The 26600-nt window shown below is 70.2% G+C and carries 19 protein-coding genes and 2 rRNA genes; 9 read left to right on the top strand and 12 right to left on the bottom strand.

Annotated features, from left to right (window positions below; translation table 11 throughout):
* Nucleotides 1–76 precede the first annotated feature (76 nt).
* Nucleotides 77–5044, bottom strand: coding sequence for an NAD-glutamate dehydrogenase (locus ACFW2Y_RS01855; protein WP_384872029.1), 4968 nt, complete (start codon nucleotides 5042–5044; stop codon nucleotides 77–79).
* Between the two features lie 419 nt (nucleotides 5045–5463).
* Here ACFW2Y_RS01855 and ACFW2Y_RS01850 point away from each other — a divergent pair, with 419 nt between their 5' ends.
* Nucleotides 5464–6018 (top strand): DJ-1/PfpI family protein, encoded by a 555-nt coding sequence (locus tag ACFW2Y_RS01850; protein WP_384872026.1) that lies wholly within the window; start codon nucleotides 5464–5466, stop codon nucleotides 6016–6018.
* 94 nt (nucleotides 6019–6112) lie between these two features.
* On the opposite strand, the gene ACFW2Y_RS01845 is transcribed toward ACFW2Y_RS01850, so the two are convergent.
* Both ACFW2Y_RS01845 and ACFW2Y_RS01840 read right to left on the bottom strand, forming a co-directional pair.
* Complete coding sequence (locus ACFW2Y_RS01845) at nucleotides 6113–6769, bottom strand: HAD family hydrolase (RefSeq protein ID WP_384872023.1); 657 nt, start codon at nucleotides 6767–6769, stop codon at nucleotides 6113–6115.
* A gap of 57 nt (nucleotides 6770–6826) precedes the next feature.
* Entirely contained in the window at nucleotides 6827–7333 is a 507-nt protein-coding gene (locus ACFW2Y_RS01840) for a DUF6912 family protein (protein ID WP_384872021.1), read from the bottom strand.
* A 274-nt stretch (nucleotides 7334–7607) separates the two neighbouring features.
* Between ACFW2Y_RS01840 and ACFW2Y_RS01835 the strand changes: the two genes are divergently transcribed.
* On the top strand, nucleotides 7608–8096 hold the full coding sequence (locus ACFW2Y_RS01835) for an Rv3235 family protein (RefSeq protein ID WP_384872018.1): 489 nt from the start codon (nucleotides 7608–7610) through the stop codon (nucleotides 8094–8096).
* 54 nt (nucleotides 8097–8150) lie between these two features.
* On the opposite strand, the gene secA is transcribed toward ACFW2Y_RS01835, so the two are convergent.
* On the bottom strand, nucleotides 8151–10955 hold the full coding sequence (gene secA, locus ACFW2Y_RS01830; protein ID WP_384872015.1) for a preprotein translocase subunit SecA: 2805 nt from the start codon (nucleotides 10953–10955) through the stop codon (nucleotides 8151–8153).
* Nucleotides 10956–11195: 240 nt separating this feature from the next.
* Between secA and ACFW2Y_RS01825 the strand changes: the two genes are divergently transcribed.
* Nucleotides 11196–11786, top strand: coding sequence for a GNAT family N-acetyltransferase (locus tag ACFW2Y_RS01825; RefSeq protein WP_384872013.1), 591 nt, complete (start codon nucleotides 11196–11198; stop codon nucleotides 11784–11786).
* Nucleotides 11787–11833: 47 nt separating this feature from the next.
* Nucleotides 11834–12997, top strand: coding sequence for a winged helix-turn-helix domain-containing protein (locus ACFW2Y_RS01820; protein WP_384872010.1), 1164 nt, complete (start codon nucleotides 11834–11836; stop codon nucleotides 12995–12997).
* Nucleotides 12998–13056: 59 nt separating this feature from the next.
* Here the strand turns inward: ACFW2Y_RS01820 and ACFW2Y_RS01815 are convergent, their stop codons facing one another.
* From ACFW2Y_RS01815 to mtrA, 6 genes are all read right to left on the bottom strand, one after another.
* Complete coding sequence (locus tag ACFW2Y_RS01815) at nucleotides 13057–13809, bottom strand: response regulator (RefSeq protein WP_384872007.1); 753 nt, start codon at nucleotides 13807–13809, stop codon at nucleotides 13057–13059.
* A gap of 210 nt (nucleotides 13810–14019) precedes the next feature.
* Nucleotides 14020–14700: a ribosome hibernation-promoting factor, HPF/YfiA family gene (gene hpf, locus ACFW2Y_RS01810; protein WP_384872005.1), complete on the bottom strand. Its 681-nt coding sequence runs from the start codon at nucleotides 14698–14700 to the stop codon at nucleotides 14020–14022.
* Nucleotides 14701–14995: 295 nt separating this feature from the next.
* Nucleotides 14996–15799 (bottom strand): ComF family protein, encoded by an 804-nt coding sequence (locus ACFW2Y_RS01805; RefSeq protein ID WP_384872002.1) that lies wholly within the window; start codon nucleotides 15797–15799, stop codon nucleotides 14996–14998.
* Between the two features lie 155 nt (nucleotides 15800–15954).
* Nucleotides 15955–17820: an LpqB family beta-propeller domain-containing protein gene (locus tag ACFW2Y_RS01800; RefSeq protein WP_384871999.1), complete on the bottom strand. Its 1866-nt coding sequence runs from the start codon at nucleotides 17818–17820 to the stop codon at nucleotides 15955–15957.
* Entirely contained in the window at nucleotides 17810–19828 is a 2019-nt protein-coding gene (mtrB, locus tag ACFW2Y_RS01795) for an MtrAB system histidine kinase MtrB (protein ID WP_384871996.1), read from the bottom strand. The genes ACFW2Y_RS01800 and mtrB overlap by 11 nt, the downstream gene beginning before the upstream one ends.
* Nucleotide 19829: 1 nt before the next feature.
* On the bottom strand, nucleotides 19830–20507 hold the full coding sequence (gene mtrA, locus ACFW2Y_RS01790) for a two-component system response regulator MtrA (RefSeq protein WP_384871993.1): 678 nt from the start codon (nucleotides 20505–20507) through the stop codon (nucleotides 19830–19832).
* Between the two features lie 331 nt (nucleotides 20508–20838).
* Between mtrA and ACFW2Y_RS01785 the strand changes: the two genes are divergently transcribed.
* The 5 genes from ACFW2Y_RS01785 to ACFW2Y_RS01765 are packed head-to-tail and all read left to right on the top strand — an operon-like array spanning nucleotide 20839 to nucleotide 26243.
* A complete protein-coding gene (locus ACFW2Y_RS01785) occupies nucleotides 20839–22041 on the top strand; it encodes a glycerophosphoryl diester phosphodiesterase membrane domain-containing protein (protein WP_384871991.1) in 1203 nt (400 codons plus the stop codon).
* A 4-nt stretch (nucleotides 22042–22045) separates the two neighbouring features.
* Nucleotides 22046–22735: a DUF4129 domain-containing protein gene (locus ACFW2Y_RS01780; RefSeq protein ID WP_384871988.1), complete on the top strand. Its 690-nt coding sequence runs from the start codon at nucleotides 22046–22048 to the stop codon at nucleotides 22733–22735.
* Entirely contained in the window at nucleotides 22732–23940 is a 1209-nt protein-coding gene (locus ACFW2Y_RS01775; RefSeq protein WP_384871985.1) for a DUF4350 domain-containing protein, read from the top strand. The genes ACFW2Y_RS01780 and ACFW2Y_RS01775 overlap by 4 nt, the downstream gene beginning before the upstream one ends.
* On the top strand, nucleotides 23937–24920 hold the full coding sequence (locus ACFW2Y_RS01770; protein WP_384871982.1) for an AAA family ATPase: 984 nt from the start codon (nucleotides 23937–23939) through the stop codon (nucleotides 24918–24920). Before ACFW2Y_RS01775 ends, ACFW2Y_RS01770 begins: the two co-directional genes overlap by 4 nt.
* Nucleotides 24921–24932: 12 nt before the next feature.
* Nucleotides 24933–26243 (top strand): DUF58 domain-containing protein, encoded by a 1311-nt coding sequence (locus ACFW2Y_RS01765; protein WP_384871979.1) that lies wholly within the window; start codon nucleotides 24933–24935, stop codon nucleotides 26241–26243.
* Between the two features lie 95 nt (nucleotides 26244–26338).
* Here ACFW2Y_RS01765 and rrf read toward each other — a convergent pair.
* Together rrf and ACFW2Y_RS01755 are read right to left on the bottom strand one after the other, a co-directional pair.
* Nucleotides 26339–26455, bottom strand: a 5S ribosomal RNA gene (gene rrf / locus ACFW2Y_RS01760).
* Nucleotides 26456–26527: 72 nt separating this feature from the next.
* A 23S ribosomal RNA gene (locus tag ACFW2Y_RS01755) occupies nucleotides 26528–26600 on the bottom strand; the annotation flags it as partial.

Genomic DNA, 26600 nt, shown 5'->3' with positions numbered 1-26600 from the left:
ACCGCCGCTCCCGTTCGGCCCGGACGTGCAGGAGGGCCCCGCCGGAACTCCGGCGGGGCCCTCCCTCATGAACGCATCAGCCGTGCGAACGGAGCAGCGTCCGCATCGTTCGCATCGCCACGGACAGGTTCGCCAGGTCGAAGGTGTCCGAGCCCTGGATCTCCTCCAGGGTCGTCCGCGCGCGGCCCAGGATCGCCGCGTTCTTCTCCTCCCAGGCCTTGAACCGCTCCTCGGGGCTGGTCGTGCCGTTGCCGACCGTCAGGACCTCGGCGGTCAGGGCCGCGTGTGCCGCGAAGAGGTCCTCGCGGATCGAGGCACGGGCCATCGACTGCCACCGGTCGCTGCGCGGAAGCTCGATGATCCGGTCCATCAGGTCGGTGATCCGCAGCCGGTCGGCCAGGTCGTAGTAGACCTCGGCGACGGCGAGCGGCTCCTTGCCCGCACGGTCCGCGATCGCGACGACGTCGAGGATCGGGAAGGCGGAGGAGAAGCCGGCGACCCGCATGGCGAGCTCCTCCGGCACGCCGACCTCGGTCAGCTCCGCCAGGATCGACTGGTACCACTCCAGGTCCGAGCCGCGCAGCAGCTCCGGGAGCCGGGTCCAGACCTCTTCGACGCGCTCGGCGAAGAACTCGATGGTCTCGGTGAGCTGGAGCGGCTGCGGCCGGTTGTTGAGCAGCCAGCGGGTGCCGCGCTCGACCAGCCGGCGGGAGTGCAGCCGCATCCGGGTCTGGACGTCGGCCGGCACCCGGTTGTCGAGGGACTCGACGGCGTCCCAGACCCGGCCGAGGCGGAAGACGGCCCGGGCGGCGGTCTGCGCGCGGACGATCTCCTCGATCGATGCGCCGGTCTCCTCGCGGAGGCGGTGCAGGAAGGTCGAGCCACCGGTGTTGACGGTGTCGTTGACCAGGACGGTCGTGATGATCTCGCGGCGCAGGGCGTGGCCGTCGACGGCATCCGGGAACTTCTCGCTCAGCAGCGACGGGAAGTACGCGTGGAGCAGCCCGCGCAGGTACGGGTCGTCCGGGAGCCCGGTGCCGATCAGCTCCTCGGCCACCGTGATCTTGGTGTACGCGAGGAGGACGGCGAGCTCGGGCTGGCTCAGGCCCCGGCCGTTGTTGAGGAGCTCGCGGATCTGCCGGTCGTTGGGCAGGAACTCCAGGGCGCGGTCGAGGTCGCCGTCGCGGCCCAGGCGGCGCATGAACCGCTGGTGGGCGTGGAGCAGGGACGGCGACTGGGCGACGGCGTTGGCGAGGGCGGTGTTCTGCGCGTAGTTGTTGCGCAGGACGAGCCGGCCGACCTCGTCCGTCATCTCCGCGAGGATCTTGTTGCGCTGCTTGACGGTCATGTCGCCCTCGGCGACGAGCCCGTTGAGCAGGATCTTGATGTTGACCTCGTGGTCGGAGGTGTCGACGCCGGCGCTGTTGTCGATGGCGTCGGTGTTGACCTTGCCGCCCAGGCCTTCGGGGCCGCCGCTGCGGGCGAACTCGATGCGGCCCAACTGGGTGGCGCCGAGGTTGCCGCCCTCGCCGATGACCTGGGCGCGGACGTTCTGGCCGTCGACGCGGATGGCGTCGTTGGCCTTGTCGCCGACGTCGGGGTTGGACTCCGCCGAGGACTTCACGTACGTGCCGATGCCGCCGTTCCACAGCAGGTCGACGGGGGCCTGCAGGATGGCCTTCATCAGCTCGGCCGGGGTCAGCTTGGTGACGCCGTCCTCGATGCCGAGCACGGCCCGCATCGGCGCGTTGACCGGGATGGACTTGGCGGAGCGGGGGTGGATGCCGCCGCCGGCGGAGAGCAGCTCGGTGTTGTAGTCGGCCCAGGACGAACGCGGCAGGTCGAAGAGCCTGCGGCGCTCGGCGTAGGAGACGGCCGCGTCCGGGTTCGGGTCGATGAAGATGTGGCGGTGGTCGAAGGCCGCGACCAGGCGGATGTGCTCGGAGAGCAGCATGCCGTTGCCGAAGACGTCACCGGACATGTCGCCGACGCCGACGACCGTGAAGTCCTCGGTCTGGGTGTCGTGGCCCAACTCGCGGAAGTGCCGCTTCACGGACTCCCAGGCGCCGCGGGCCGTGATGCCCATGCCCTTGTGGTCGTAGCCCGCGGAACCGCCGGAGGCGAAGGCGTCGCCGAGCCAGAAGCCGTACGACTCCGCGACCCCGTTGGCGATGTCGGAGAAGGTCGCGGTGCCCTTGTCGGCCGCGACCACGAGGTAGGTGTCGTCCTCGTCGTGGCGGACCACGTCCGCCGGCGGCACGACCTCGCCCGCGACCAGGTTGTCGGTGATGTCGAGGAGCGCCGAGATGAAGGTCTTGTAGGAGGCGATGCCTTCGGCCAGCCAGGCGTCGCGGTCCACGGACGGGTCCGGCAGCTGCTTGGCGACGAAGCCGCCCTTGGCGCCGACCGGCACGATGACGGTGTTCTTCACCATCTGGGCCTTGACCAGGCCGAGGATCTCCGTGCGGAAGTCCTCCCGGCGGTCGGACCAGCGCAGGCCGCCTCGGGCGACCTTGCCGAAGCGCAGGTGGACGCCCTCGACGCGCGGGGAGTACACCCAGATCTCGAAGGCCGGGCGCGGGGCCGGCAGGTCGGGGATGGCCTGCGGGTCGAACTTCATCGACACGTAGGAGTGCGGGCGGCCGTCCGCCGCGGCCTGGAAGAAGTTCGTCCGCAGGGTGGCCTTGATGACGGTGAGGAAGGACCGCAGGATCCGGTCCTCGTCCAGGCTCGCGACCTGGTCGAGGGCACCGTCCAGCTCCTCCAGGATGCCGTCGGTCAGCTCGGTTCCGGCGCGCTGGCGCTCCGGCGCCATCCGGGCCTCGAAGAGGGAGACGAGCAGCCGGGTGGTGTGGACGTTGTTGCGGAGGGTGTCCTCCATGTAGTCCTGGCTGAAGGTGGCACCAGCCTGCCGGAGGTACTTGGCGTAGGCGCGCAGCACCATCGCCTCGCGCCAGGTGAGCCCGGCGGACAGGACGAGCGAGTTGAAGTTGTCGTTCTCCGCCGCGCCGGTCCAGGTGGCGGCGAAGGCCTCCTGGAAGCGCTCACGGGCGTCGTCGCCGAGGTAGTCGCCGCCGCTGCCGGAGGAGGCCGGCATCCGCAGGCCGAAGTCGTAGATCCAGGCGTGGGTGCGGTCGGCGCAGCGCAGCTCGTACGGACGTTCGTCGGTGACCTCGACGCCGAGCCGGTTGAGGACCGGCAGGACGGCGGAGAGCGAGATCTGGTCGCCCGTCTTGTAGATCTTGAAGCGGCGCTCTCCGGGGCCTGCGGCGACGGGCTCGTAGAGGGAGAGCGCGAAGTCCTTGCCGCTGGCCGTGAGGGCCTCCATGCGGACCAGGTCGGCGACGGCGGCGCGCGGCGAGTGGTCGGCCTTGTAACCCTCGGAGAAGGCGGTGCCGTAGCGGCGGAGCAGCTCGGCGGCGCGCTCTTCGCCGAACTCGGCGTTGAGCGCCTCGCTGAAGCCGTCGGCCCAGGAGCGGGCGGCTTCGACCAGCCGGGACTCGATGCGGTCGACGTCGGCATCGGTGAGCTTCGCCAGCTCGGTGCCGGGCTTGACGCGGACGACGAAGTGCAGGCGGGACAGGATCGACTCGGTGTTCCAGGCGGTGAAGTCGACGCTGGTGCCGTCGAGCTCCTCCTTCAGGATGTCGATGATCCGCAGCCGGACGCGGGTCGTGTAGCGGTCGCGCGGCAGGTAGACGAGGGCCGAGTAGTAGCGGCCGTACTCGTCCTGGCGCAGGTAGAGGCGCAGCCGGCGCCGCTCCTGGAGGTAGAGGACGCTGGTGACGACGGACTGCAGCTGGTCGACCGGGGTCTGGAAGAGCTCGTCGCGCGGGTACGTCTCCAGGATCTGGAGCAGGTCGCGGCCGTCGTGGCTGTTGGGCGAGAAGCCGGCACCCTCCAGGACCTCCTGGACCTTGCGCTTGACCACGGGGACCCGGCGGACGGACTCCGTGTAGGCGGCGGAGGAGAAGAGGCCGAGGAAGCGCCGCTCGCCGATGACGTTGCCCTCGGCGTCGAACTTCTTCACCCCGACGTAGTCGAGGTAGGAGGGGCGGTGCACGGTCGCCCGGCTGTTGGCCTTCGTCAGGATCAGCAGCTTGTGCTCGCGCGCCTTGGCGCGGGCGTCGGCGGGCAGCCTGCTGAAGGACGGCGAGACGGGGTGGGCGTGGTGGCCCTCGTCATCGGCGCCGTGCTGGGGGTCGGAGCGCAGGATGCCGAGGCCGGTACCGGGGACGGCGGAGAGGGCGTCGCCGTTGACCAGCTCGTACTCTCGGTAACCGAGGAAGGTGAAGTGGTCGTCGGCGAGCCAGCGCAGCAGCTCGCGGGCCTCCTCCACCTCGGTCGGCCGCAGGTCGGAGGCGGTGGGCTCGGAGGGCAGCCCGTCGGCGATGCGCAGGGCGGCATCGCGCATCTTCTCCCAGTCCTCGACCGTCTCGCGGACGTCGGACAACACGCGCAGCAGGTCGCTGGTGATCTGCTTGAGGTCGGCGCGGTCGGTCTCGCGGTCGATCTCGACGTGGATCCAGGACTCGGTGAGGGCGTCGTGCGGCAGCTCGCCGTGGATCTGGGCCGCCAGGACCTCGATGAGCTTTCCGGTGACGTCCCGGCGGACGAGGACCTGCGGATGGATCACGACGTGGATGCCGCGGCCCTGGCGGGAGAGCTCGTTGGTCACCGAGTCGACGAGGAAGGGCATGTCGTCGGTGACGACCTCGACGACGGAGTGGCTGCTGGTCCAGCCGTTCTCCTCCACCGTCGGGGTGTGGACGCGCACGTTCGCGGTGCCCTGCGGGCGGTTCTCCGCGAGGCGGTAGTGAGAGAGCGCGGCGCCGAACACGTCGACCGGGTCCCGGTCGTCGAGGTCCTCCGGCGCGGTGTGCAGGTAGTAGCGCTGGAGGTAGTCGAGCACGGTGTCCCGGTCAGGACGTTCCTCCGCGCCCTCCGGGCCCGTCGGAAGTCGCCCCCCGACCGGGCTGTGCTCAGCTACCCGAGCGGCCCGTTCGAGCAGCTCGGCCTTTGCTTCGTCCAGCTTGGTCTGCATGTCCTCTGACTCCTGTCGCGCGCCGTTGCGTGACGTCGGTGGAAGAAAGGGCACAACGCCACGACGCGGGGATTCCGGTCGACCTCGACGCTATGCCCGGATGAGAGATGCCCGGGTCTTTATCGGCCACGGAACGCGGCGCACCCGGACGGAGGGGATCGGCGGACGCACGGTCGGCCCGGCCGCTGTCGCGGGCCGGGCGGCAGCCGGGGGCTTCACTGCCCCCCTGGCGTATCGCGCTGATCACGGGAAAAGCCTATCGCCCCGGACCCCCGAACCGTCATGAGCCGTATGCGTACAAAAGAGCGGGCGAAGTTTGACGTTATGGACAGCGACACGTGTCCTCTTGGCAAAGCACGCCGGGGACGGCAGCGTGGACCCGAGTACGGCAGACCGACCCTCTGTGATCTGGGAGAGCCATGGCGAAGATCCTGATCGTGACCGGTGACGCGGCGGAGTCGCTGGAGGTGATGTACCCGTACCAGCGGCTTCTGGAGGAGGGGTACGAGGTCGACATCGCGGCCCCGGCGCGCAAGACGCTCCGCTTCGTCGTCCACGACTTCGAGCCGGGCTACGACACGTACACGGAGAAGCCCGGCTACACCTGGCCCGCCGACCTGGCCTTCTCCGAGGTGGATCCGGGCGCGTACGTGGCCGTGGTGATCCCCGGCGGACGCGCGCCGGAGTACCTGCGCAACGACCCGGAGCTCCGCAAGATCCTCAAGGCGTTCTTCGACGCCGACAAGCCGGTGGCCCAGATCTGCCACGGCCCGCTCCTGACGGCGGCGGTCGGCGGCCTGGAGGGCCGCCGGGTCACCGCCTATCCGGCCCTGGAGATCGACATGCAGGTGGCGGGGGCGACCTTCCAGGACAGCGCGGCCGTGGTGGACGGCCTCCTGGTCTCCTCCCGGGCCTGGCCGGACCACCCCACCTGGATGCGCGAGTTCCTGAAGGTCCTGCGCGCCAAGGCCTGACGCACGGCGGCACCACGCCCCCGCCCGGGTCCAGAGCGGGCACGCCGCGGTCCGGGACGCACCCCGGCCGCGGCCGGGGCACCGCGTCGGACCGCTACACCAGCTCCTCGGCGACGGCGACCGCCTCTTCCAGGGAGTCCACCACCGGCGCCCCGACCCTCTCCAACGACGCCCGACTGTGCGACCCCCCGGTGTACAGCACCGCCCGTGCACCCACGTGGGCCGCCGCCACCGCGTCGTCGGCGGCGTCGCCGATGACGACCACGCGCTCCGAGGGGACCCGCAGCGCGGCGAGGTGCCGCACCATGTGCCCGGACTTCCCGTCGGTCGAGGTGTCGACGCGGCCGTCCATCCGGACGAACCGTTCCGCGATTCCGTGCCTCTGCACGAGCGGCACGAGGTGGGCATGGGGTGCGAGCGAGAGCAGCGACTGCGTGAGTCCGGACGCCTGTCGCACCGCGAGCAGCTCGGCCGCACCGGCGGTGAGACCACACGACTCGGCCCGCTCCCAGTAGTGCCGGTGGAAGACGTCGTCCATGACGGCCCACTCCTCCTCGGTCGGCAGCCGGCCCATCAGCCGCTCGTAGAACTTCGGCACCGGCACGGTGTACAGCTCGCGGTAGCGCTCCAGGGTGATCGACGCGAGTCCGAGCTCTGCGAAGGCCGCGTTCGTCGCCCCGATCACCGCACCGATGTCGTCGAGCAGTGTGCCGTTCCAGTCCCAGACCAGGTGCTTCCCGTGCTTCCCCATGGAAAGAAAGTACCCGGCCCCACCGGCGGCGAAGAGTCCGCGACCGCCGCGGGGCGGTCAGCCGAGCAGCGTCGGGATCTCCTGCACCCCGAACCAGAGCAGCTCGTGGTCCTCGGCCCCGTCCACGACGAACTGCGCGTCGTCGTCGCCCCGGTCCGCCGCACCGAGCGCACGCGCCGCGGCGGTGACGTCCTCGTCGGCGTCCTCCGCGTCGGCGTGCACCGCCGCCGCCTTGGCCAGCGGAACGGCACCGGCGATCCGCACCTCACCGATGGAAGCGGCGTCGAGCCCGCGGTCGGGGTCGACGACGGCGTCCTTGTCGGCCACGTCCACGGCGACCACGATCCGCCGCCGGGGCGCCTCGGGGTCCTCGGCGAGGAGGCGCAGGGAGGCGGAAGCGGCCCGGCTGAGCGCCGCGTACTCCAGCTCCTCGATGTCGTCGGAGACGTACCACTCGCGCAGCGCGGGCGTGACGGCGTAGGCGGTCAGCGGGCCAGGGCCCAGCTCGCCCGCCTTGTGCGCCTGTGCGAGACCGGGAAGGGTCAGGGGGACGTAGACGCGCATGGCTGGCCGCTTTCGTAGTCGGAGAGGCCCTCAGGATACGTGCGGAGTCCCCCTTCGGGGTGGCCGGGCGAACGCACCACGCGTCCACCGCCGGAGGGCGCCCTCCGGGCCGCCGGAGACCCGCTGTCCCCCGGCGTCACCCTGATAGGTGATCCGCCTTTCGGAGCGCCCCGCCCGGAAGGGCGCTTGCGGGCCCACGGGATTCGCCCGTACAAGATCCCCAGGTCAAGTTACCGACTGGTACCGCTCGCTCACGGAACGACAGGGGTCCGCCATGAACACCACGCTGACCAGCACCCCCTCACCCACCCCACGCCCCCGCACGGCCCCCGGCGGCCCGGCCGGCACCCGCCCCCGCGGCACGGCGGGCCCCCGTCCCCACGGCCCGGCCCAGGGCGGCCCGCGCCGCACCGCCCCCCGCACGCTCCTCCCGCACACCGTCTTCGCCGAGCGCCTGCTCGCCGTGCTCAGCGGTGAGCGGCCCGTCCACTGGATGCTCGGCCACACCGTCGGCGCCGCCTACGAGCAGTTGGTCCGCCTCGCGCCGCACACGCCCCTGCGCTCCCCCGGCCCCCGCCCGGCCCTGCGCCGCTGCTCGGTACAGGTGCACTCCCCGCGATCGGTCGTCGAGGCCTTCGCGACCATCACCACCGGAGCCCGGGTGCGGGCCATGGCGTTCCGCCTGGAGCGCGGCGACGACCAGCGCTGGCGCTGCGCCGCAGTGGAACTCGACGGACTCGACGGCACCGCCCGCCAGCCATGACGGAGGGGCCGGCCGCCCCCTCGGGCGACCGGCCCCTCCGCACTGCTCAGAAGGTCACTTCTTGCGGCGACGCCCGCCGCTCGCGTTCTTCTGCGCCTTGCGCCGCTCCGCGCGGGTCATGCCGTCCTCGGAGGCGAAGTCGCCCTCGACGACACCGCCGTCGCCGTCCACGGTCGGCGCCGAGAAGTGCAGCCGGTCCGGCCGCTGCGGGGCTTCGAGCCCCTTGGCGCGGATCTCCGGGCGCCCGTTGCCCGGCACGGCGTCACGGGGCGCGTCCTCCTTGGCGAGCGACGGAGCACCCGCCTGCACCGGGACCTCCTCGACCTGCTGCTCGACCTGGACCTCCAGGTTGAACAGGTAGCCGACGGACTCCTCCTTGATGCCCTCCATCATGGCGGTGAACATGTCGAAGCCCTCGCGCTGGTACTCGACCAGCGGGTCCTTCTGCGCCATCGCGCGCAGGCCGATGCCCTCCTGGAGGTAGTCCATCTCGTAGAGGTGCTCGCGCCACTTGCGGTCCAGGACGGAGAGGACCACACGCCGCTCCAGCTCACGCATGATGTCCGGGCCGAGCTGCGCCTCGCGCGCCTCGTACTGCTCGTGGATGTCGTCCTTGATGGACTCGGCGATGAACTCGGCGGTGATCCCCGCCCGGTCCCCGGCCGCGTCCTCCAGCTCCTCCACGGTGACCTTCACCGGGTAGAGCTGCTTGAAGGCGTTCCACAGGCGGTCGAGGTCCCACTCCTCCGCGAAGCCCTCGGCGGTCTCCTGGCGGATGTAGTCGTCGATCGTGTCGTCCATGAAGTGGCGGACCTGCTCGTGCAGGTCCTCGCCCTCCAGGACGCGGCGCCGCTCGCCGTAAATGACCTCGCGCTGCCGGTTGAGGACCTCGTCGTACTTCAGGACGTTCTTGCGCGTCTCGAAGTTCTGGGTCTCGACCTGGGACTGGGCGGAAGCGATGGCGCGGGTGACCATCTTGTTCTCGATCGGCACGTCGTCCGGGACGTTGGCCATGGCCATCACGCGCTCGACCATCTGCGCCTTGAACAGGCGCATCAGGTCGTCGCCGAGCGAGAGGTAGAAACGGGACTCGCCGGGGTCGCCCTGACGGCCGGAACGACCACGGAGCTGGTTGTCGATGCGGCGCGACTCGTGACGCTCGGTGCCGAGGACGTACAGCCCGCCGAGGTCCTTGACCTCTTCGAACTCCGCCTTCACGGCCTTCTCGGCGCGCTCCATGGCGGCGGGAAGGGCAGCGGCCCACTCCTCGACGTGCTCCACCGGGTCCAGACCCGCCTGGCGCAGCTCGGCCTCGGCGAGGTCGTCCGGGTTGCCGCCGAGCTTGATGTCCGTACCACGGCCGGCCATGTTGGTGGCGACGGTGACGGCACCGCGGCGGCCGGCCTGGGCGACGATCGTGGCCTCGCGCTCGTGGTGCTTGGCGTTGAGGACCTCGTGCGGAACGCCACGCTTGGCGAGCTGCTGCGAGAGGTACTCGGACTTCTCGACGGAGGTCGTGCCGACGAGGACCGGCTGGCCCTTCTCGTGCTTCTCCGCGATGTCGTCGACGACGGCGGCGAACTTGGCGACCTCGGTCCGGTAGATCAGGTCGGACTGGTCCTTGCGCTGCATCGGCCTGTTCGTCGGGATCGGGACGACGCCGAGCTTGTAGATCTGGTGGAACTCGGCGGCCTCGGTCATGGCCGTGCCGGTCATGCCGGAGAGCTTGTTGTAGAGGCGGAAGAAGTTCTGCAGGGTGATCGTGGCGAGGGTCTGGTTCTCGTCCTTGATCGGCACCCCCTCCTTCGCCTCGATCGCCTGGTGCATGCCCTCGTTGTAGCGGCGACCGGCGAGGATGCGGCCGGTGTGCTCGTCGACGATCATGACTTCGCCGTCCATGACGACGTAGTCCTTGTCCTTCTTGAACAGCTCCTTCGCCTTGATGGCGTTGTTCAGGTAACCGACGAGCGGGGTGTTCACCGACTCGTAGAGGTTGTCGATGCCCAGCCAGTCCTCGACCTTGGCGACGCCCGCCTCGTGGATGGCGACGGTGCGCTTCTTCTCGTCGACCTCGTAGTCGCCGGTCTCCTCGATGCCCTTGAGCGGGTTGCCCGGCTCGCCCTGGGTCAGGCGGGTCACCAGCTTGGCGAAGTCGCCGTACCACTTGGTCGCCTGGTCGGCGGGACCGGAGATGATCAGCGGCGTACGGGCCTCGTCGACGAGGATGGAGTCGACCTCGTCGACACAGGCGAAGTTGTGGCCGCGCTGGACGAGCTCGTCCTTGGACCAGGCCATGTTGTCGCGCAGGTAGTCGAAGCCGAACTCGTTGTTCGTGCCGTAGGTGATGTCGCAGTTGTACTGCTCGCGGCGCTGGGCCGGCGTCATGTTGGCCAGGATGCAGCCGACGGTCAGACCGAGGAACTTGTGCACCCGGCCCATGAGCTCGGAGTCTCGCTCGGCCAGGTAGTCGTTGACCGTGATCAGGTGCACGCCCTTGCCGGAGAGCGCGTTGAGGTAGGCCGGGAGCGTGCCGACGAGGGTCTTGCCCTCACCGGTCTTCATCTCGGCGACGTGGCCGAGGTGGAGCGCGGCGCCGCCCATCAGCTGGACGTCGTAGTGGCGCTGGCCGAGGACGCGCTTGGCTGCCTCGCGAACGGTCGCGAAGGCCTCGGGCATCAGGTCGTCGAGGCTCTCGCCGTCGGCGTACCGCTGCTTGTACTCCTCGGTGAGCGCCCGCAGGTCGGCGTCGGAGAGGTTGACGAAGTCCTCTTCGATGGAGTTGACCTGGTCCGCGATGCGGTGCAGTTTGCGCAGGATCTTGCCTTCGCCTGCACGCATGAGCTTGTTGAAGACGGACACTGAGGCTGGTCTCCTTGCCGGTCGGGCCTGGCACTGGGTCTTGTGATGGACGCGAGCGCGGGCACGGCAGGTGGTCCCCACCGCAACGGCCATCGTAAGCGAGACCGCCCTTGCACTGGGAGGCCCGCAGTGCCGAAGCCGCACGTCCGCCCGTAGAAGAGAACGCGCAAGGTGGGCGGAAGGTGCCGCCTCATCCGAAAAGTGTTCGCTTCGAGCCCGTCCGGTCACCACAATCCCGACATGGAACCCATCACCCTCAGCACCGACCGCCTGCGACTCCGCACCTTCGTTCCCGAGGACGTCGACAGGGTGTACGAGATCTGCCAGGACCCCACCATCCAGCGGTGGACCGTCGTGCCCTCCCCGTACCGCCACGAGGACGCCGCCTTCTTCCTCCAGCGCCTGGTCCCGGACGGCTGGCGGGACGACACCGAGTACACCTTCGCCGTGGAACCGCTGGAGGGCGGCCCGCTCTTCGCTGCGACCGGCCTTCACGCCCGCGACACCGGGGTCTGGGAGATCGGCTTCTGGATGGCGCCCGAGCAGCGGGGCCACGGCTACATGACCGAGGCCGTGCGCGCCCTGGCCCACTGGGCCTTCACCGGCCTCGGCTGCGTCCGGCTGGTCTGGCGCGCCGAGGTCGGCAACACGGCCTCGCGGGCGGTGGCCGAGCGGCTGGGCTTCGCCCTGGAGGGCGTCCAGCGCGCCGGACTCCCCAACAAGGGCATCCTCCGGGACGGCTGGGTCGGCTCCCTGCTCCCCTCGGACTTCGGCCTGCCCAGCCCCCTGCCGTACCTCCCCGCCCGCGACCTGCCGACCGGTGCCGCCTGAGGCCGGGGCGGGGCCCGCTGTCAGTACCGGGGCCTAGGGTGCCGTCCATGACGACTGCGCCGCGCCCCGCCGCCGAACTGTCCGCCGACGAAGCCCGCAGGATCGCGCTGCGCGCCCAGGGCTTCCTGGGCGCCCCCGACCGCAGGGCCGGGGTGCGCGGGGTCCTCCGGTCCCTCGGCCAGGTCCAGCTGGACACCATTTCGGTCCTTGCCCGCTCCCACGAGCTCATCCCGTACGCGCGCCTCGGGGCCGTCGGCCGGACGACGGTGGAGGACGCGTACTGGACGGGGACGCACGCCTTCGAGTACTGGTCGCACGCCGCCTGTGTCCTGCCCGTGGAGGAATGGCCGCACTTCGCCTTCCGTCGGCGCGCCTACCGCGACCGCCCGCACTGGGGCCACGAGCTGTCGGCCGGCGCGTACGGCAAGGTGATCGACCAGCTGCGGGCCGAAGGACCGCAGACGGCGACCGAACTGGGCGGCGCGAAGAACAAGGGCGAGTGGTGGGACTGGTCCGACGCCAAGATCGCCGTCGAGCGGGCGCTGATGTACGGCGAGGTGGTGGTCGTCGAGCGGCGCGGCTGGAAGCGGGTCTACGACCTGGCCGAGCGGGCGGTCCCGCAGGCGCTGCTCCACGACGACCTGGCCGATGCCGAATGCGTGCGGCGGCTGGTGCGGCAGGCCGGCGAAGCGCTCGGCGTGGGCACCCGCGCGGACATCGCCGACTACCACCGGATCAAGGGCGAGCAGTTCGACGCGGTGGTCGAGGCCTCGGGCCTGGTGCCGGTGACAGTGGCGGGCTGGGGGAAACCCGCCTGGGCGGACCCGGCGGCGCTCGCCACGGAGCCGCGCGGCCGGCACCGCACGACATTGCTCTCCCCGTTCGACTCACTGATCTGGGAACGGGCCCGGACGGAGCGGATCTTCAACTTCACCCACCGTCTGGAGGCGTACGTGCCGAAGCAGAAGCGGGTCCACGGCTACTTCGCCATGCCGGTCCTCGCCGGGGGGCGCCTGGTCGGCCGGGTGGACCCGGCACGGGAAGGCGGGACCCTGGTCGCCCGACAGGTGACGCTGGACGGCCCGAAGGCGGTGTCGGCGGTGGCCCGGGCCCTGCGGGAGGCCGCCGCGTGGGTCGGCTGCGATGCGGTGGCGGTCGAGCGGGTCGACGCCCCGGAACTGGCGAAGGACCTGGTGGCGGCCTTGGGGTGAGGCAGTCCGTGGTCCCTGTCGGACCGGTTCGCGGCGCGGCGGAGGCCGGTGCGGATGGGCTACCGGATTTCGAGGATCTTCTCCCGCATCGCGTACACCACGGCCTCCATACGCGAGTGCAGCTGCAGCTTCTCCAGGATGTTCCGGACGTGGTTCTTCACCGTGTTCTCGGAGATGAACAGCTCCTTGGCGATGTCACGGTTGTTCATCCCGGTCGCGACGAGCTTGAGGACCTCCAGTTCCCGGTCGGTCAACCGGGGCGCCGGCACGAGCCTGCGCTCGTCGGTGCGCTGGATCATCGACTTGAACTCGGTGAGGAGCTTGGACGCCATGGACGGGCTGATCTGCGACTGTCCGTCCGCAACCGCACGGATCGCCGTCGCGACCTCGTCGGTGGAGATCTCCTTCAGGAGGTACCCGGTCGCCCCCGCCTTGATCGCTTCGTAGAGGTCGGCCTCCTCGTCGCTGATCGTCAGCATGATGATCTTGGCGCTGGGAGCCACCTCCTTGATGGAGGTGCACGCCTCGATGCCGCCGCGCCGGGGCATCCGCACGTCCATGAGGACGATGTCCGGCAGGAGGTCGGCCGCCTTGTCGACGGCCTCGGCGCCGTCGCCGGCCTCGCCGACGACCTGGATGTCCTCCTCCTGGGCGAGGACGATCTCAAGTCCCCGACGGAAGAGGGCGTGGTCGTCCACGACGAGGACCCTGATCGGCTCCTTGCGGAACGCTCCGCCGTCCGTGTCCGATCCCTCCGGGACCGCACCACCGTGCTCGCGCCCGCTGAGCACCGGTCCGAAGCTGTCCGCCATCGTTCCTCCCCCTGAAGGCCGTGGCCTGAATTCGTTTCCGGTCCGCCAACCCGTACTCCATGAGCACCGGTTGGCGTGCGCGCCATGATTTCATGCCCGGATGACGACGGGGTGATCCACGGGCGCACAGGGGTGCCCCTGGGAGGCGCAACGCGCTCCAGGGGCACCGAGTGGAACACCTCTCGGTCGGAGGTGGTGCGGGCGGCTCGTTCAGCCGCCGAGAGCACCGCCGGCGCCGCCGCCCTCGGCGAGCGGGTCGCTCTCCAAGTGGATGACGCCGTAGTCGTACGCGTGTCGCCGGTAGACGACGCTCGGCTGCTTGGTGTCGGAGTCGACGAAGAGGTAGAAGTCGTGCCCGACCAGCTCCATCTCGTAGAGCGCCTGATCGAGCGTCATCGGTGCGGCCCGGTGGGTCTTCTCCCGGACCACCAGGGGGCCTTCGCCCTGGACCTCGATGGAGCCCATCATCGTGGTGGGCACCTTGTCGGTCTCGTCGGCGACGAGCTGGCCGTCCCCGTTGAGCTGGGCGGCACCGGGGACCACGTCCCCGACCTCGGCCGCCGACAGCCTGCCGTTCCCGCGGCGGGTGTACCGCTTGTCGTGCTGCTTGCGCAGTCGTGCCTCGAGCTTGTCGCTGGCGAGGTCGAGCGCTGCGTACGGGTCGCCTGCCGCAGCTTCCGCCCGGATCACCGGGCCTCGGGAGTGGAGGGTGATCTCCACACGGTCGGACCGGTCGGCCTGCCGCGGGTTGTGCTCCTTGGACACCTCGACGTCGAGGCTGATCACCTTGCCGTCGAGCTTCTGGATCTTCTCCAGCTTCAGCTTCTCGGCCACGTGCTTGCGGAACCGCTCGGGCACCTCGGTCTTGCGGCCCTTGACGACGATGTCCACGCAGAACTCCGTTCCCGGATCGCCCTGGCCGGCTCCTTGGCCGCCGGGCATCTCCCTTTGCACCAGACTCCGGTGGATTACCGGAGCTCGGACTTGGCGACTTCGCCCTCCTCCTCCCCAGTCGACAAGATCTCCACCCCATCGACAAGAGGTTAATTCGCCCTGAACTCCTGTCCTGTAGGCGCAACCATGTATTCGGCGAGGCGATGGCGTTCGCCATTCCTCACAACCGAACATAGCCCCTTCGGACGGGTGTTGGCACCCGGTACCGCGACATACCTCCGATCGGGTGCTTTCACCTCTCACCACCTGCAACGATCCAAGATCCCGGCGAGTTCCGGTTTATTTCGAACGAGGTGGGAGAGGATGCGATCACAGCCGCCACCTGCTGTTCGATTTCACCTTGCGCCAAACCGGCCGGTAAGCCGTGGGGTATTCCAGGAATGAACGGAAGGCGAACGGCTGTGAGGGCGCGCGCCGCCTCGGCGAGCGAAGCCCCCGTCGTCATCAGGTCGTCCACGAGCACGACCCTTCCCGTGCCGAGGAGATCTGCTCCGCCCGGCACCACCCGGAGCGCCCCGTCGAGGTTGGCCAGCCGTCCACGCGCCCCGAGCCCTGACTGGTCCGCCACGCGCCGCCGGTGCCGGAGCACCGGCAGGACGCGCGTCGGCCTCCCCGCCCTCCGCAGCCGCGTCGCTGCGGCCAGCGCGATCCGCCGCATCGGATCATGGCCACGTGCCCGTACGGAGCGCCGCGAGGACGGCACCGGTACGAGGAGAAGCGGCCGGTCCACGGGGTCCGCTGGCGGGCCCGTGGCGGCCTCCACGGCCCCGGCGAGGGCTTCGCCCAGGGGCCGGGTGAGGGGGAGCGCGCCGCGTTCCTTGTGGGCGAGGAGCATTTCCCTGACGGCATCGGCGTACGGCGCGGCAGCGTGGACCACGGGCAGCCCGGCGGGCTCGGGTGCGGGCCTCACCCTGCGCGGCGCCGCCCCGACGAGCGCATCCGCGCACTCCGGGCACAGCTCCGTCCGCGGTCTGCCACAGCCGCCGCAGGCGACCGGCAGCACCAGCCCGACGATCTCGTGCCACCACCCCCGCATGGCTCCACTGTGCGCCTTCGCGCGCCACCCGGCCACCCCTGTGGAAAACCTCTCCGACACCCCGAAGTACGTCAGGTGCGTCCGTCTCGCCCGGTCGCGCGGAGCTGTCGGCGGCCGGGGAACCGCACCGCGCGGCGCCCCGGCAGGGTGTCGACCTAACCCGGGTAGACCGGGGAGGAGCCCTTTTTGGCCACGGGCTGCCAGTTCGTGCCGGGTGCCAGCCGCACGATGCCGTCATCACCCGAAACGGCCACCACGGGCGCCGCGTCCGTGTGCGGGGCGGCCACCGAGGTCACCCCGTTCAGCCCGGGGAGCACCGCGGTGGTGGAAGTCGACCCGTCGGTCTGGAGGTAGCGGATCTGCTGGACGCCGCCCGCCTCCTTGCCGACCACGAGGAGCCGGCTGGGGCCCGCCCAGGAAACGGCCGTGACGGACTCCAGCCGAGGTGCGGCGGGCTGCGGGTCCAGGACGGAGACGACCGTCTCCTCGTCGGTGGTCTGCCGCTGGACCCGGCCGATCTGCAGGGTCGTGTGGTCACCCCGCGTCACCGTCATGGCGATCCGCACCCCGTCCGCGGAGACCCTCAGCGACTCGATGCGCGCACCGTCGCCCAACCAGGGCGTGCGGACCTTGACGGGCTGGCCGGTGCCGCCCGGCACCATCCACAGCTGGGGTGCGGCGGGGTCGCGGTCGGCGACCCACAGGTCGCCCTTGCCGTCCCAGCTGGGCGCGGACAACCGGTCCTCCGGTCGGACCGCCCGGCTCGTCAGGACCGGCGGCAGCGGCTCGCCCTCCGTGGTGATGGAGGAGACGACCAGTTCGCGACCGGTCTCACTGGTCCCGGCAGCCCGGGTCTCGCCCCGGTCGACGGCGACCGAACCGAGCGGCACCGTGCCCTTGCCGAGGGGCCCCGGAACCTGGATCGGCGCGTTCGGCTCCTTGCCCCCGACGACCAGCATCATCAGCTTGCCGTGCTCGTCGACGAAGTACGGGTTCTCCTTGCCGCTGGTGTTCCGCACGGCCGCGAACTCCGCCGCCTGCCCCTGTCCCAAGCGGCACAGGGGACGCCTGTGCGAGTCCAGGAGCTCCACCTGCTCGACGTTGACGGAGGTCAGGTCGCGCAGGGTGAACAACAGCTGGACCGCCATCCGCCGGCAGGCCTCGCCACCGATCCCGTCCGCCTTGTCGTTGAGCGGCACCCGCAGCGTGGACTGGTCGTCCGGGGCCAGGCTGGTGACCCCGCTCTTCAGTTCCGTACCGGAGGGGAACTGGGAGTCGACGGCCGGCTTCAGCCAGTTCGTCGGCCCTTCGAGCAGCGCCCTGACCGTCTGCGTCACCGGATCCATCCGGGTGACCGGGTCCTGCCGCTGCCGGATGTAGACGGGATCGGCGACGACCCAGCTCTCCCCGGAGGCGAAGTAGTACTTGTTGACGGAACGGTAGTTCCGGAGGAAGTCGGCCTCGCCGAGGACCAGGCCGGGCGGAAGGCTGTCGATGCGCCACTCCTTGCCCTTGCCCTTCGCGGCCGGCTGCTGCACGACGTGGATCGACTGGAGGTACTCGGCAGGGCTGACCGGTTGGTACGCGTGCCGGGCGTCCACGGTCGCGATCTTCCGGCCGGAGAGCGGGAAGGTACGCCCCGGGCTGTCGGGGTCCGCGTTGCGGTCCGCCTGGTCGCGGTTGGGGGCCGTGGTGAGCACGGTGATGCTCTGCTCCGGCTTCCAGTTCTGCGCGGCCTTCTCGGTGAGGTACTTGCGGGCCGTGGCGAAGCCGGGGTCGTCACTGGTCATGGCTTCCAGGAAGCCGTCGACGATCTCCTTCGGGTCGGCGTTCTCCCGGGGGGCGACGGCGTAGACCCGCACCTGCGAGTCACCCGTGTTGGCCCCCTTCACCTGCTGCACCTCCCCGCTGTCGGGCATCGTGGCGCACCCGGTCGCCAGCAGGCCTCCGCACGCGGCCAGCACCAGCACCCGGGCGCTCCGTCGCCGGCCCGCGCGTTCCGCTCGGGAGTCAGCTCCCACGTGTCCCGTCCTCCCGCTCCAGATGTCCGTTCCCGCCGGCCGTCGCCGTACCCGCCCCGCCGCCGTCGCCGTCCGGTGTCGCTCGCGCCACCACCCGGGCGCCGCTGCCGGGCAGCGCCGTCGGATCGACGGTCGCCCGCGAGGGCGTGGGCAGTCTCGGGCCCACGGGAAGGTGCGGCCGGTCGCCCGCGGGCTGTGTCGGCACGGCGGCCCTGGAGTCGCTCTCCCGGGCCCGTCCGGCGGCAGCCTGCTCGCGGTTGCGCCGCGAGTCCTCGGGCTCCAGGGGTATCGGGGAGCCCCGCAGCGGCTCGTCCGCGGTGCGCGGCAGGGTGAGCCGGAACTGTGAGCCGCCGCCGGGCTCCCCCCATGCCTGGAGCCAGCCGCCGTGCAGCCGTGCGTCCTCGACGGCGATGGACAGGCCGAGGCCGGTGCCACCGGTGGTGCGCGCCCGCGCGGGGTCGGCACGCCAGAAGCGGTTGAAGACCCGGGTGGCCTCGCCCGGTTTCAGGCCGACGCCGTAGTCGCGGACGGCGACGGCGACGGCCCCGCCCGCGGCGGCGAGCTTCACCACGACGTCACGGCCCTCGCCGTGCTCGACGGCGTTGACGACGAGGTTGCGCAGCACCCGCTCGACCCGGCGGGCATCCGCCTCGGCCACCACGGGCTGTTCGTCTCCGACGACCACGATCCGGGTGCCCTTGCGTTCGGCAAGGGGCTCGGCGCCGCCGATGACCCGGCGGACGACCTGGCGCAGGTCTATCGGCTCGGCTTCCAGGGCTGCCGCCCCCGCGTCGAAGCGGCTGATCTCCAGGAGGTCGGAGAGCAGTGACTCGAAACGGTCGAGCTGGTCCCCGAGGAGTTCGGCGGAGCGGGCGGTGACGGGGTCGAAGTCGACGCGCGCCTCGTGGATGACGTCGGCAGCCATCCGCACGGTCGTCAGCGGGGTCCGCAGCTCGTGCGAAACGTCGGAGACGAACCGCCGCTGCATCCGCGAGAGGTCCTCCAGCTGCTGGATCTTGAGCTGGAGGTTGGAGGCCATCTTGTTGAAGGCCTCGCCGAGGCGTGCGATGTCGTCCTCGCCGGTCACCTTCATCCGCTCCTGGAGCCGCCCCGCCGAGAGCCGCTCGGCGATTCCGGCGGCCATCCGCACGGGTGTGACGACCTGGCGCACCATGAGCCAGGCGATGGCGCCGAGCAGGACGACGACGAAGAGCCCTGCGGTCGCCAGGGTCCCCTTGACCAGGGTGAGGGAGTCCTCCTCCTGGGCCAGGGGGAAGAGGTAGTAGAGCTCGTACTGATCGCCGTCGGCGTCGTTCAGCCGCTTGCCGATCACCAACCCGGGCTCGGAGGCCTTGCTGCTGGTGTAGTGGATCCGCGTGAACTTCTGGAAGGTTCCGGTGCCCTGGGCCACCGAGTGCCGCAGTTCAGCGGGGATGCTCGTGATCGGGTCGACCTCGCCGGAGGCACGGGCGCCGCGGTTCGCGGTGTCCCCGCCGTCGCGGGAGAGCGCGACCACGTTGAAGGCGCTCTGGCCACCACTGGCGAGCTGCTCGACCAGCGTGGAGCGCCAGTTCAGGGAGGTGCCGACCCGCACCCCGTCCTGCTGTCCGGGCGTGGTCGGGGTGGTTGCCGCCCGGTCCTGGGCCGCGGAGAACCCGCCGGCGGCCTGGCTCTGGGCGGCCTTCTCCTTGGCGTCGAGCAGCCCGTTGCGAACCTGCCCGATGACGACGACGCCGAGCAGCAGTACCACGCCGAGGGACATCAGCAGGGTGCCCGCGACGATCCGCAGCTGGATGTTCCGCCGCCACAGCCGTACGGCGGGCAGCAGCGGTCTGCGGATCCAGCGCGCGAAGAGCCGGAGGACCGGTCCACCGCGCACGCCGTGCTTCGAGAACCGTCCCCCACGGAGCAGACGGCCGAATCGCGAGCCCCCCCGCCCCGGTCCGGCAGCCCGCCCCGTACGGACTCCCGGGTCCCCGGGCTTCGGAGCAGTACTGCCCGTACTCATGTCAGCTCGGTCCCGCCTTGTAACCGACTCCGCGGACGGTCACCACGATCTCCGGGCGCTCGGGGTCCTTCTCGACCTTCGAGCGCAGCCTCTGGACGTGCACGTTGACCAGCCGGGTGTCGGCCGCGTGCCGGTAGCCCCACACCTGCTCGAGCAGGACCTCGCGGGTGAAGACCTGCCACGGCTTGCGCGCCAGCGCGACCAGCAGGTCGAACTCCAACGGGGTGAGGGCGATGGCCTGCCCGTCCCGCTTCACCGAGTGGCCCGCCACGTCGATGACCAGGTCACCGATGGTGAGCTGCTCCGGAGCCGGTTCCTCGGACCTCCGCAGCCGCGCCCGGATGCGGGCGACGAGCTCCTTCGGCTTGAACGGCTTCACGATGTAGTCGTCGGCGCCCGACTCCAAGCCCACGACCACGTCGACGGTGTCGCTCTTGGCCGTGAGCATCACGATCGGCACGCCCGACTCGGCCCTGATGAGCCGGCACACCTCGATGCCGTCCCGTCCGGGCAGCATCAGGTCGAGCAGCACCAGGTCGGGCTTGGCATCGCGGAAAGCAGCCAGCGCCTTGTCGCCGTCAGCGACGAACGACGGCTCGAACCCTTCACCCCGCAGCACGATGCCGAGCATCTCGGCCAGTGCGGTGTCGTCGTCGACGACAAGAACGCGTCCCTTCATATCGACATCATCCCATTAGCCAATCGTTACCTGCCGTGACCTGTCCCACAGCGCCTCCCCCTGCCTGGATCGCGAGCCGCTCAAAGGCGCCCCGCTGGGCCCGTCAGCGTACGGTTCGTGCGCCTTGACCGGGCATCCGCACAGTGTGCCGTGTACCACTCACACAATGAAGGTCCGGACAAAGGTACGAGGGAAGGGACCACTCCGGCCCATCGGCAAACCTCGCGTGGCACGATGGCACCCGGCCCGCCGCCGTGTACAGGTGTCGGCCGCCGTGACCGAGCCGGTTCGCCGATCCGGCACCGCGACCATTCCTCCGAGGTGGACGACCGTGAACGACACTCCGGGCTGGACCTCGCCCGGATCCGGCCCCTCCGACCAGCAGGGCGATACGGGAGCTCCCGTTCCCCCCGCTTCGGTCGACGCCAACGACTCCACCCCCCAGTGGTCCAAGGAACAGCCTCCCGCCGGCCAATGGTCCCCTCCTGCTGACCTCGCTCCGCTTCCCGTTCCCGGCCGGAACTGGGGAACCCCGCACTCGAACGCTCCTTGGAGCAAGCCCCCGGCCGCAAAGCCAGGTGTCATTCCGCTGCGCCCCCTGGGCACGGGAGAGATCCTCGACGGCGCGGTGAAAACGCTCCGCACCTACTGGCGCACCGTCCTCGCCATCACGGTCCCGGTCGCAGTGCTCTCCCAGATCGCCAATGTCCTGGCCCAGCGCTACCTCGTGCCGGCCGCTCCCGAGCCCGACCCGAGTGCCACGCCAGCGGAGCAGCTGGAGCAGTCCCTCGACGCGGCCCAGACCTCCATGATCAGCATGGGTCCCTCCCTGGTCGTGACGTTGATGGCCTCGCTCGTGGTCGCAGCGCTGCTGACCGTGGTCATCAGTCGTGCGGTCCTCGGCCGTCCGGTCACGCTGGGATCCGCCTGGCAGGAGGCTCGCCCGCGTCTGCTCCAGTTGACGGGACTGACCCTGCTGCTCTCGGTGATGAGTGTGGCCATCGTGTGCGTCGGCCTGCTCCCGGGGCTCCTGCTCGGCGGGGCCGGTGGGGGAGCCTTGGCCTTCCTCGGGGGCCTCGGCGGTCTGGTGGTGGTCGTCTGGCTGATGGTCCGCTTCAGTCTCGCCTCGCCTTCCCTGATGCTGGAGCGCCAGGGGGTGGCCCGCTCGCTGAAGCGCTCGGCAAAGCTGGTGCAGGGCTCCTGGTGGCGGATCTTCGGCATCATCGTGCTGACCCAGTTGCTGATCTTCATCTTCAGCATGATCATCGTGATCCCGTTCACCGTCATCGGCATTGCGGTCGACGGCGAAGGGTTCTCCGGCCTCCTTTCCGGCACCGCCACGACCTTCGGTTGGCCGTTCCTCATCGTCACGGGCATCGGCGGCGTGATCATCAGCGCGGTCACCTACCCGATCTCGGCCGGTGTGACGGCCCTCCTCTACGTGGACCAGCGCATCCGTCGCGAGGCCCTGGACCTCGAACTGGCCCGAGCGGCAGGCCTCCCCGGCTACGGCACCAGCTCCGTCGGGGGCTGATGCGGTGACGGTCACGGGGGGAACGTCGGCGCTGTGGTGGCTGCGCGCCGACGGTGACGTTCCGGTGGACATCTCCCGCGTACCCGCTCGTGAGGCGGCGGAGCGGGAGCTGTCCGACCCCCGGTACCACGAGAACGATCCCGGCCTCCTCCAGCGCGGTCTCAAGAGCTTCTGGGAGTGGCTCGACGCCTTCTTCGGCGCCGCTTCCGGGGCCACCCCGGGCGGCTTGCTCGGCCTCGTCGTGATCGTCCTGGCCGTGGCCGCCCTCGCCACGGCTTTCTGGTGGCGCCTCGGCTCTCCGGGCCGGGCGAGCGGCGTGACCGGCGACCCCCTCTTCCCGAACGGTCCGCGCACCGCACGGGACCACCGCACGGCTGCCGCCCAGCACGCTTCCGCCGGCCGCTGGAACGAGGCGGTCCAGGAGCGGATGCGGGCCATCGTCCGCTCCCTCGAAGAACGCACCGTCCTGGACTCCCGTCCCGGCCGCACGGCCGACGAGGCGGCCGCCGAAGCCGGTCGCTCGCTCCCTTCCCACGCAGACGGACTGCGCCTCGCGGTCCGCACCTTCGACGACGTCACGTACGGGGGACACACCGCCGACGAACCGGCGTACCGGCGTGTCGAAGCATTGGACACCGCCCTGGAGCGGGCCCGCCCCGGTTCCGATGCCACTTCCACGGGGACGACCGCATGAGCGCCCAGCCCGCCGGCACCACCTCGACCGCTCCCACCGCCCGCCAGATCTGGACCCGTGTCCGTGGCGCGGCCCTGGTCCTCGCCTTGATCCTGACCGGTGGCATCGCCCTTGCTGCGGTGCAATCCGTCGACTCCCACAACGCCCTCGACCCTCGCTCGGCCGACCCCCACGGCAGCCGCGCCATCGCCGAACTGCTCAAGGCCCGTGGCGTCTCCATCACCCTCGCGACCACCCTGCCCGAAGCCACCGCGGCCATGGACAGCGACACCACCCTCCTGGTCACCGCCCCCGACCTCCTGACGGATGGGCAGCAGTCCACGCTCCGTAGGACGATGGAGAACTCGGCCGCCCGTACGGTCCTCGTCGGGGCCGGCAGGCCCTCCCTCGACGTCTTGGCCCCGACTGTCACCAGCGCACCCGGCATTCCGGTGACGGAGCGCACACCGGCCTGTGCTCTGCCGGCTGCCATCCGTGCCGGCAGCGTTGACCTGGGTGGCGAGCGCTACGAGGTCTCCCCCGGCACCACTGCCGACTCCTGCTACGGCTCCGACGACTTGCCGACCCTGGTCCGCCTTCCCCGCACCGAGGTCACTGGCAGCGACACCGTCCTCCTCGGCTCGCCCGACATCCTCTACAACTCCCGACTCGACCAACTGGGCAACGCCTCGCTGGCCCTGCAACTGCTCGGCTCCCAAGCCCATCTCGTTTGGTACCTCCCCTCCCTCTCCGATGCTTCGGCCACGGCCGAGACGTCCGACGGCAACACGACGGGCGACTTCTTCGCCCTCATCCCCTCCGGCTGGCTGTGGGGCACCCTGCAACTCGCCGTCGCAACCCTGCTCGCCGCACTGTGGCGCGGGCGCCGCCTCGGCCCCCTGGTCACCGAGCCGCTTCCCGTCGCCCTTCGCGCGTCCGAGACCACCGAGGGCCACGCCAGGCTCTACCACAAGGCGAACGCCCGGGACCGCGCGGCCTCCGTCCTGCGTGCAGCGACCCGAACCAAGCTCGCGCCCTTGCTCGGTGTCCCGGTCAAGGACGCCCACTCCCCCGGCCGCCTCCTTCCCGCTCTCTCCCTCCGTCTTCCCCAAACCAGTGCGGACGTAGAGAGCGTGCTCTTCGGACCCGCTCCGGTCGATGACACCGCCCTCATCCACCTGGCAGACCAACTCGACGCCCTCGAAAGAGAGGTACGCACTCCATGAGCGCCCCGACCCCCGAGACCGCCACGGAATCGGACAGCGCCCGCGCCTCTTTGGAGGCACTGCGCAGCGAGATCGCAAAGGCCGTGGTCGGCCAGGACCCCGCCGTGACCGGTCTCGTCGTCGCCTTGCTCTGTCGGGGACACGTCCTCCTCGAAGGCGTCCCGGGAGTCGCCAAGACCCTTCTGGTCCGCTCGCTGGCTGCCGCACTCGAACTCGACACGAAGCGCGTCCAGTTCACCCCTGATCTGATGCCGAGCGACGTCACCGGTTCCCTCGTCTACGACGCTCGGACCGCCGAGTTCTCCTTTCAGCCAGGCCCTGTCTTCACCCATCTGCTGCTCGCTGACGAAATCAATCGCACGCCTCCGAAAACCCAGGCTTCCCTGCTGGAAGCTATGGAGGAGCGCCAAGTCACGGTCGACGGCGTCCCACGCCCCCTTCCCGAACCGTTCTTGGTCGCAGCTACTCAGAATCCCGTCGAGTACGAGGGCACCTATCCTCTGCCCGAAGCCCAATTGGACCGTTTTCTAATCAAGTTGACAGTCCCCCTTCCTTCACGTGAGGACGAGATCCACGTCCTCACCCGTCACGCCGAAGGCTTCGACCCCCGCGACTTGAAAGCGGCCGGCGTCCGCCCCGTCGCTGGCCCCGCTGAGCTCGAAGCGGCCCGCGCTGCCGTCGCCAAGGTCTCGGTCTCTCCCGAGATCGCCGGCTACGTCGTGGACATCTGTCGTGCCACGCGTGATTCCCCCTCGCTGAGCCTCGGAGTCTCTCCCCGAGGCGCCACCGCCCTGCTCACCACCGCTCGCGCCTGGGCCTGGCTCACCGGGCGGGACTACGTCACTCCGGACGATGTGAAGGCCCTCGCCCTCCCCACCCTGCGCCATCGCATCCACCTGCGAGTCGAGGCGGAGATGGAGGGAGTCACCCCTGACTCCGTCATCAACTCGGTCCTCGCCCACGTCCCCGTACCTCGCTGAGAACGGCGCCCCATGGCTCTCACCGGACGAACCGCGCTGCTCGCCGCCCTCGGGGCGCTCCCCGTCGGCATTCTCGCCCCCAGTTGGGCGGGAATGCTCGCAGTGAACGCGCCCCTTTCCGTAGCAATTCTGTGCGACTACGCCTTGGCGGCGCCAGTACGAAAGCTCCAATTCACCCGAACTGGTGACACATCCGTTCGACTCGGTGACACTGCGGAGATTGAGCTCACCGTCAGCAACCCATCCCGTCGGCGGCTCCGTGCCCAGCTCCGCGATGCATGGCCACCCAGCAGTTGGCCTTCGGACGCCAAAGAGGACCTCTCCCGCCACCGTCTGACGGTCCCCGCCGGCGAGCGCCGCAGCCTCACGACTCTTCTGCGCCCGTCACGCCGCGGTGACCGCCGCGCCCAGAGGATCACGGTGCGTTCGTTCGGCCCCCTCGGCCTCGCAGCTCGCCAGGGCCACCACGAGGTCCCGTGGACCGTCCGCGTCATGCCGCCCTTCACCAGCCGCAAGCACCTGCCCTCGCGTCTGGCACGGCTTCGTGAGCTCGACGGTGGTAGCAGCGTGCTGACCCGTGGCGAGGGCACGGAGTTCGACAGTCTCCGCGAGTACCTGCCCGGTGACGACACCCGTTCGATCGACTGGCGGGCCACGGCCCGGCAGTCTTCCGTTGCGATCCGAACCTGGCGTCCCGAGCGGGATCGCCACATCCTGATCGTTCTCGACACCGGCCGCACCTCGGCCGGTCGTGTCGGCGACGTACCCCGCTTGGACGCTGCCATGGACGCGGCCCTACTCCTCGCCGCGCTCGCCTCCCGAGCCGGTGACCGTGTGGATCTCCTCGCTTACGACCGCCGCCTCCGTGCCCAGGTTCGGGGACGCACAGCCAGCGAGGTGCTACCGGCCATGGTCGATGCACTCGCTCCACTCGAACCCGAGTTGGTCGAGACCGATGCCCGCGGCTTGGCCTCCCACGCGATCGCCGGCGCTCCCCGCCGTTCGCTCATCGTTCTTCTGACGGGCCTCGACGCAGCCCCGATCGAGGAGGGGATCCTCCCCGTCCTCCCCCAGCTCGCACAGCGCCACACAGTCTTGGTGGCTTCCGTGGCGGACCCCCATGTCACACGCATGGCGTCGACTCGCAGCACGATCGACGGCATCTACGAGGCTGCTGCTGCGACGCAGGCGCAGTTCCAGCGTGCCCGGATCGCGGATCAGCTGCGCCGTCACGGTGTCACGGTGGTCGACGCCACGCCCGAAGATCTTGCCCCGGCTCTGGCGGACGCCTATCTCTCCCTGAAGGCGGCAGGCCGTCTCTGAGTACGGCCAAAGCCGGACGCACTGAGGGGTGGGTTGTGTGGTGTGAACGCAGAAAAGCCCCGCACCAGAAGGTGCGGGGCTTTCCCACAATGATTGTTCGGCGGTGTCCTACTCTCCCACAGGGTCCCCCCTGCAGTACCATCGGCGCTGAAAGGCTTAGCTTCCGGGTTCGGAATGTAACCGGGCGTTTCCCTAACGCTATGACCACCGAAACACTATGAAGTTGAACTCAACCGGCATGGGAGTTCATTGCTTCAGAACAAACACAGTGGACGCGAGCAACTGAGGACAAGCCCTCGGCCTATTAGTACCGGTCAGCTCCACCCATTACTGGGCTTCCACATCCGGCCTATCAAC

The sequence above is a fragment of the Streptomyces sp. NPDC058877 genome (assembly GCF_042742855.1).
GTDB lineage: Bacteria > Actinomycetota > Actinomycetes > Streptomycetales > Streptomycetaceae > Streptomyces.
The sequence above is the reverse complement of the archived record's forward strand: the minus strand, read 5'-3'. Positions and strand labels throughout refer to the sequence as shown.

Excerpts from the sequence above, each read along its gene's own strand:
- ACFW2Y_RS01855 (WP_384872029.1), bottom strand. The coding sequence starts at position 5,044 with ATGCAGACCAAGCTGGACGAAGCAAAGGCCGAGCTGCTCGAACGGGCC.
- ACFW2Y_RS01850 (WP_384872026.1), top strand. The coding sequence starts at position 5,464 with ATGGCGAAGATCCTGATCGTGACCGGTGACGCGGCGGAGTCGCTGGAG.
- ACFW2Y_RS01845 (WP_384872023.1), bottom strand. The coding sequence starts at position 6,769 with ATGGGGAAGCACGGGAAGCACCTGGTCTGGGACTGGAACGGCACACTG.
- ACFW2Y_RS01840 (WP_384872021.1), bottom strand. The coding sequence starts at position 7,333 with ATGCGCGTCTACGTCCCCCTGACCCTTCCCGGTCTCGCACAGGCGCAC.
- ACFW2Y_RS01835 (WP_384872018.1), top strand. The coding sequence starts at position 7,608 with ATGAACACCACGCTGACCAGCACCCCCTCACCCACCCCACGCCCCCGC.
- ACFW2Y_RS01825 (WP_384872013.1), top strand. The coding sequence starts at position 11,196 with ATGGAACCCATCACCCTCAGCACCGACCGCCTGCGACTCCGCACCTTC.
- ACFW2Y_RS01820 (WP_384872010.1), top strand. The coding sequence starts at position 11,834 with ATGACGACTGCGCCGCGCCCCGCCGCCGAACTGTCCGCCGACGAAGCC.
- ACFW2Y_RS01815 (WP_384872007.1), bottom strand. The coding sequence starts at position 13,809 with ATGGCGGACAGCTTCGGACCGGTGCTCAGCGGGCGCGAGCACGGTGGT.
- ACFW2Y_RS01805 (WP_384872002.1), bottom strand. The coding sequence starts at position 15,799 with ATGCGGGGGTGGTGGCACGAGATCGTCGGGCTGGTGCTGCCGGTCGCC.
- mtrB (WP_384871996.1), bottom strand. The coding sequence starts at position 19,828 with ATGAGTACGGGCAGTACTGCTCCGAAGCCCGGGGACCCGGGAGTCCGT.
- mtrA (WP_384871993.1), bottom strand. The coding sequence starts at position 20,507 with ATGAAGGGACGCGTTCTTGTCGTCGACGACGACACCGCACTGGCCGAG.
- ACFW2Y_RS01775 (WP_384871985.1), top strand. The coding sequence starts at position 22,732 with ATGAGCGCCCAGCCCGCCGGCACCACCTCGACCGCTCCCACCGCCCGC.
- ACFW2Y_RS01770 (WP_384871982.1), top strand. The coding sequence starts at position 23,937 with ATGAGCGCCCCGACCCCCGAGACCGCCACGGAATCGGACAGCGCCCGC.
- ACFW2Y_RS01765 (WP_384871979.1), top strand. The coding sequence starts at position 24,933 with ATGGCTCTCACCGGACGAACCGCGCTGCTCGCCGCCCTCGGGGCGCTC.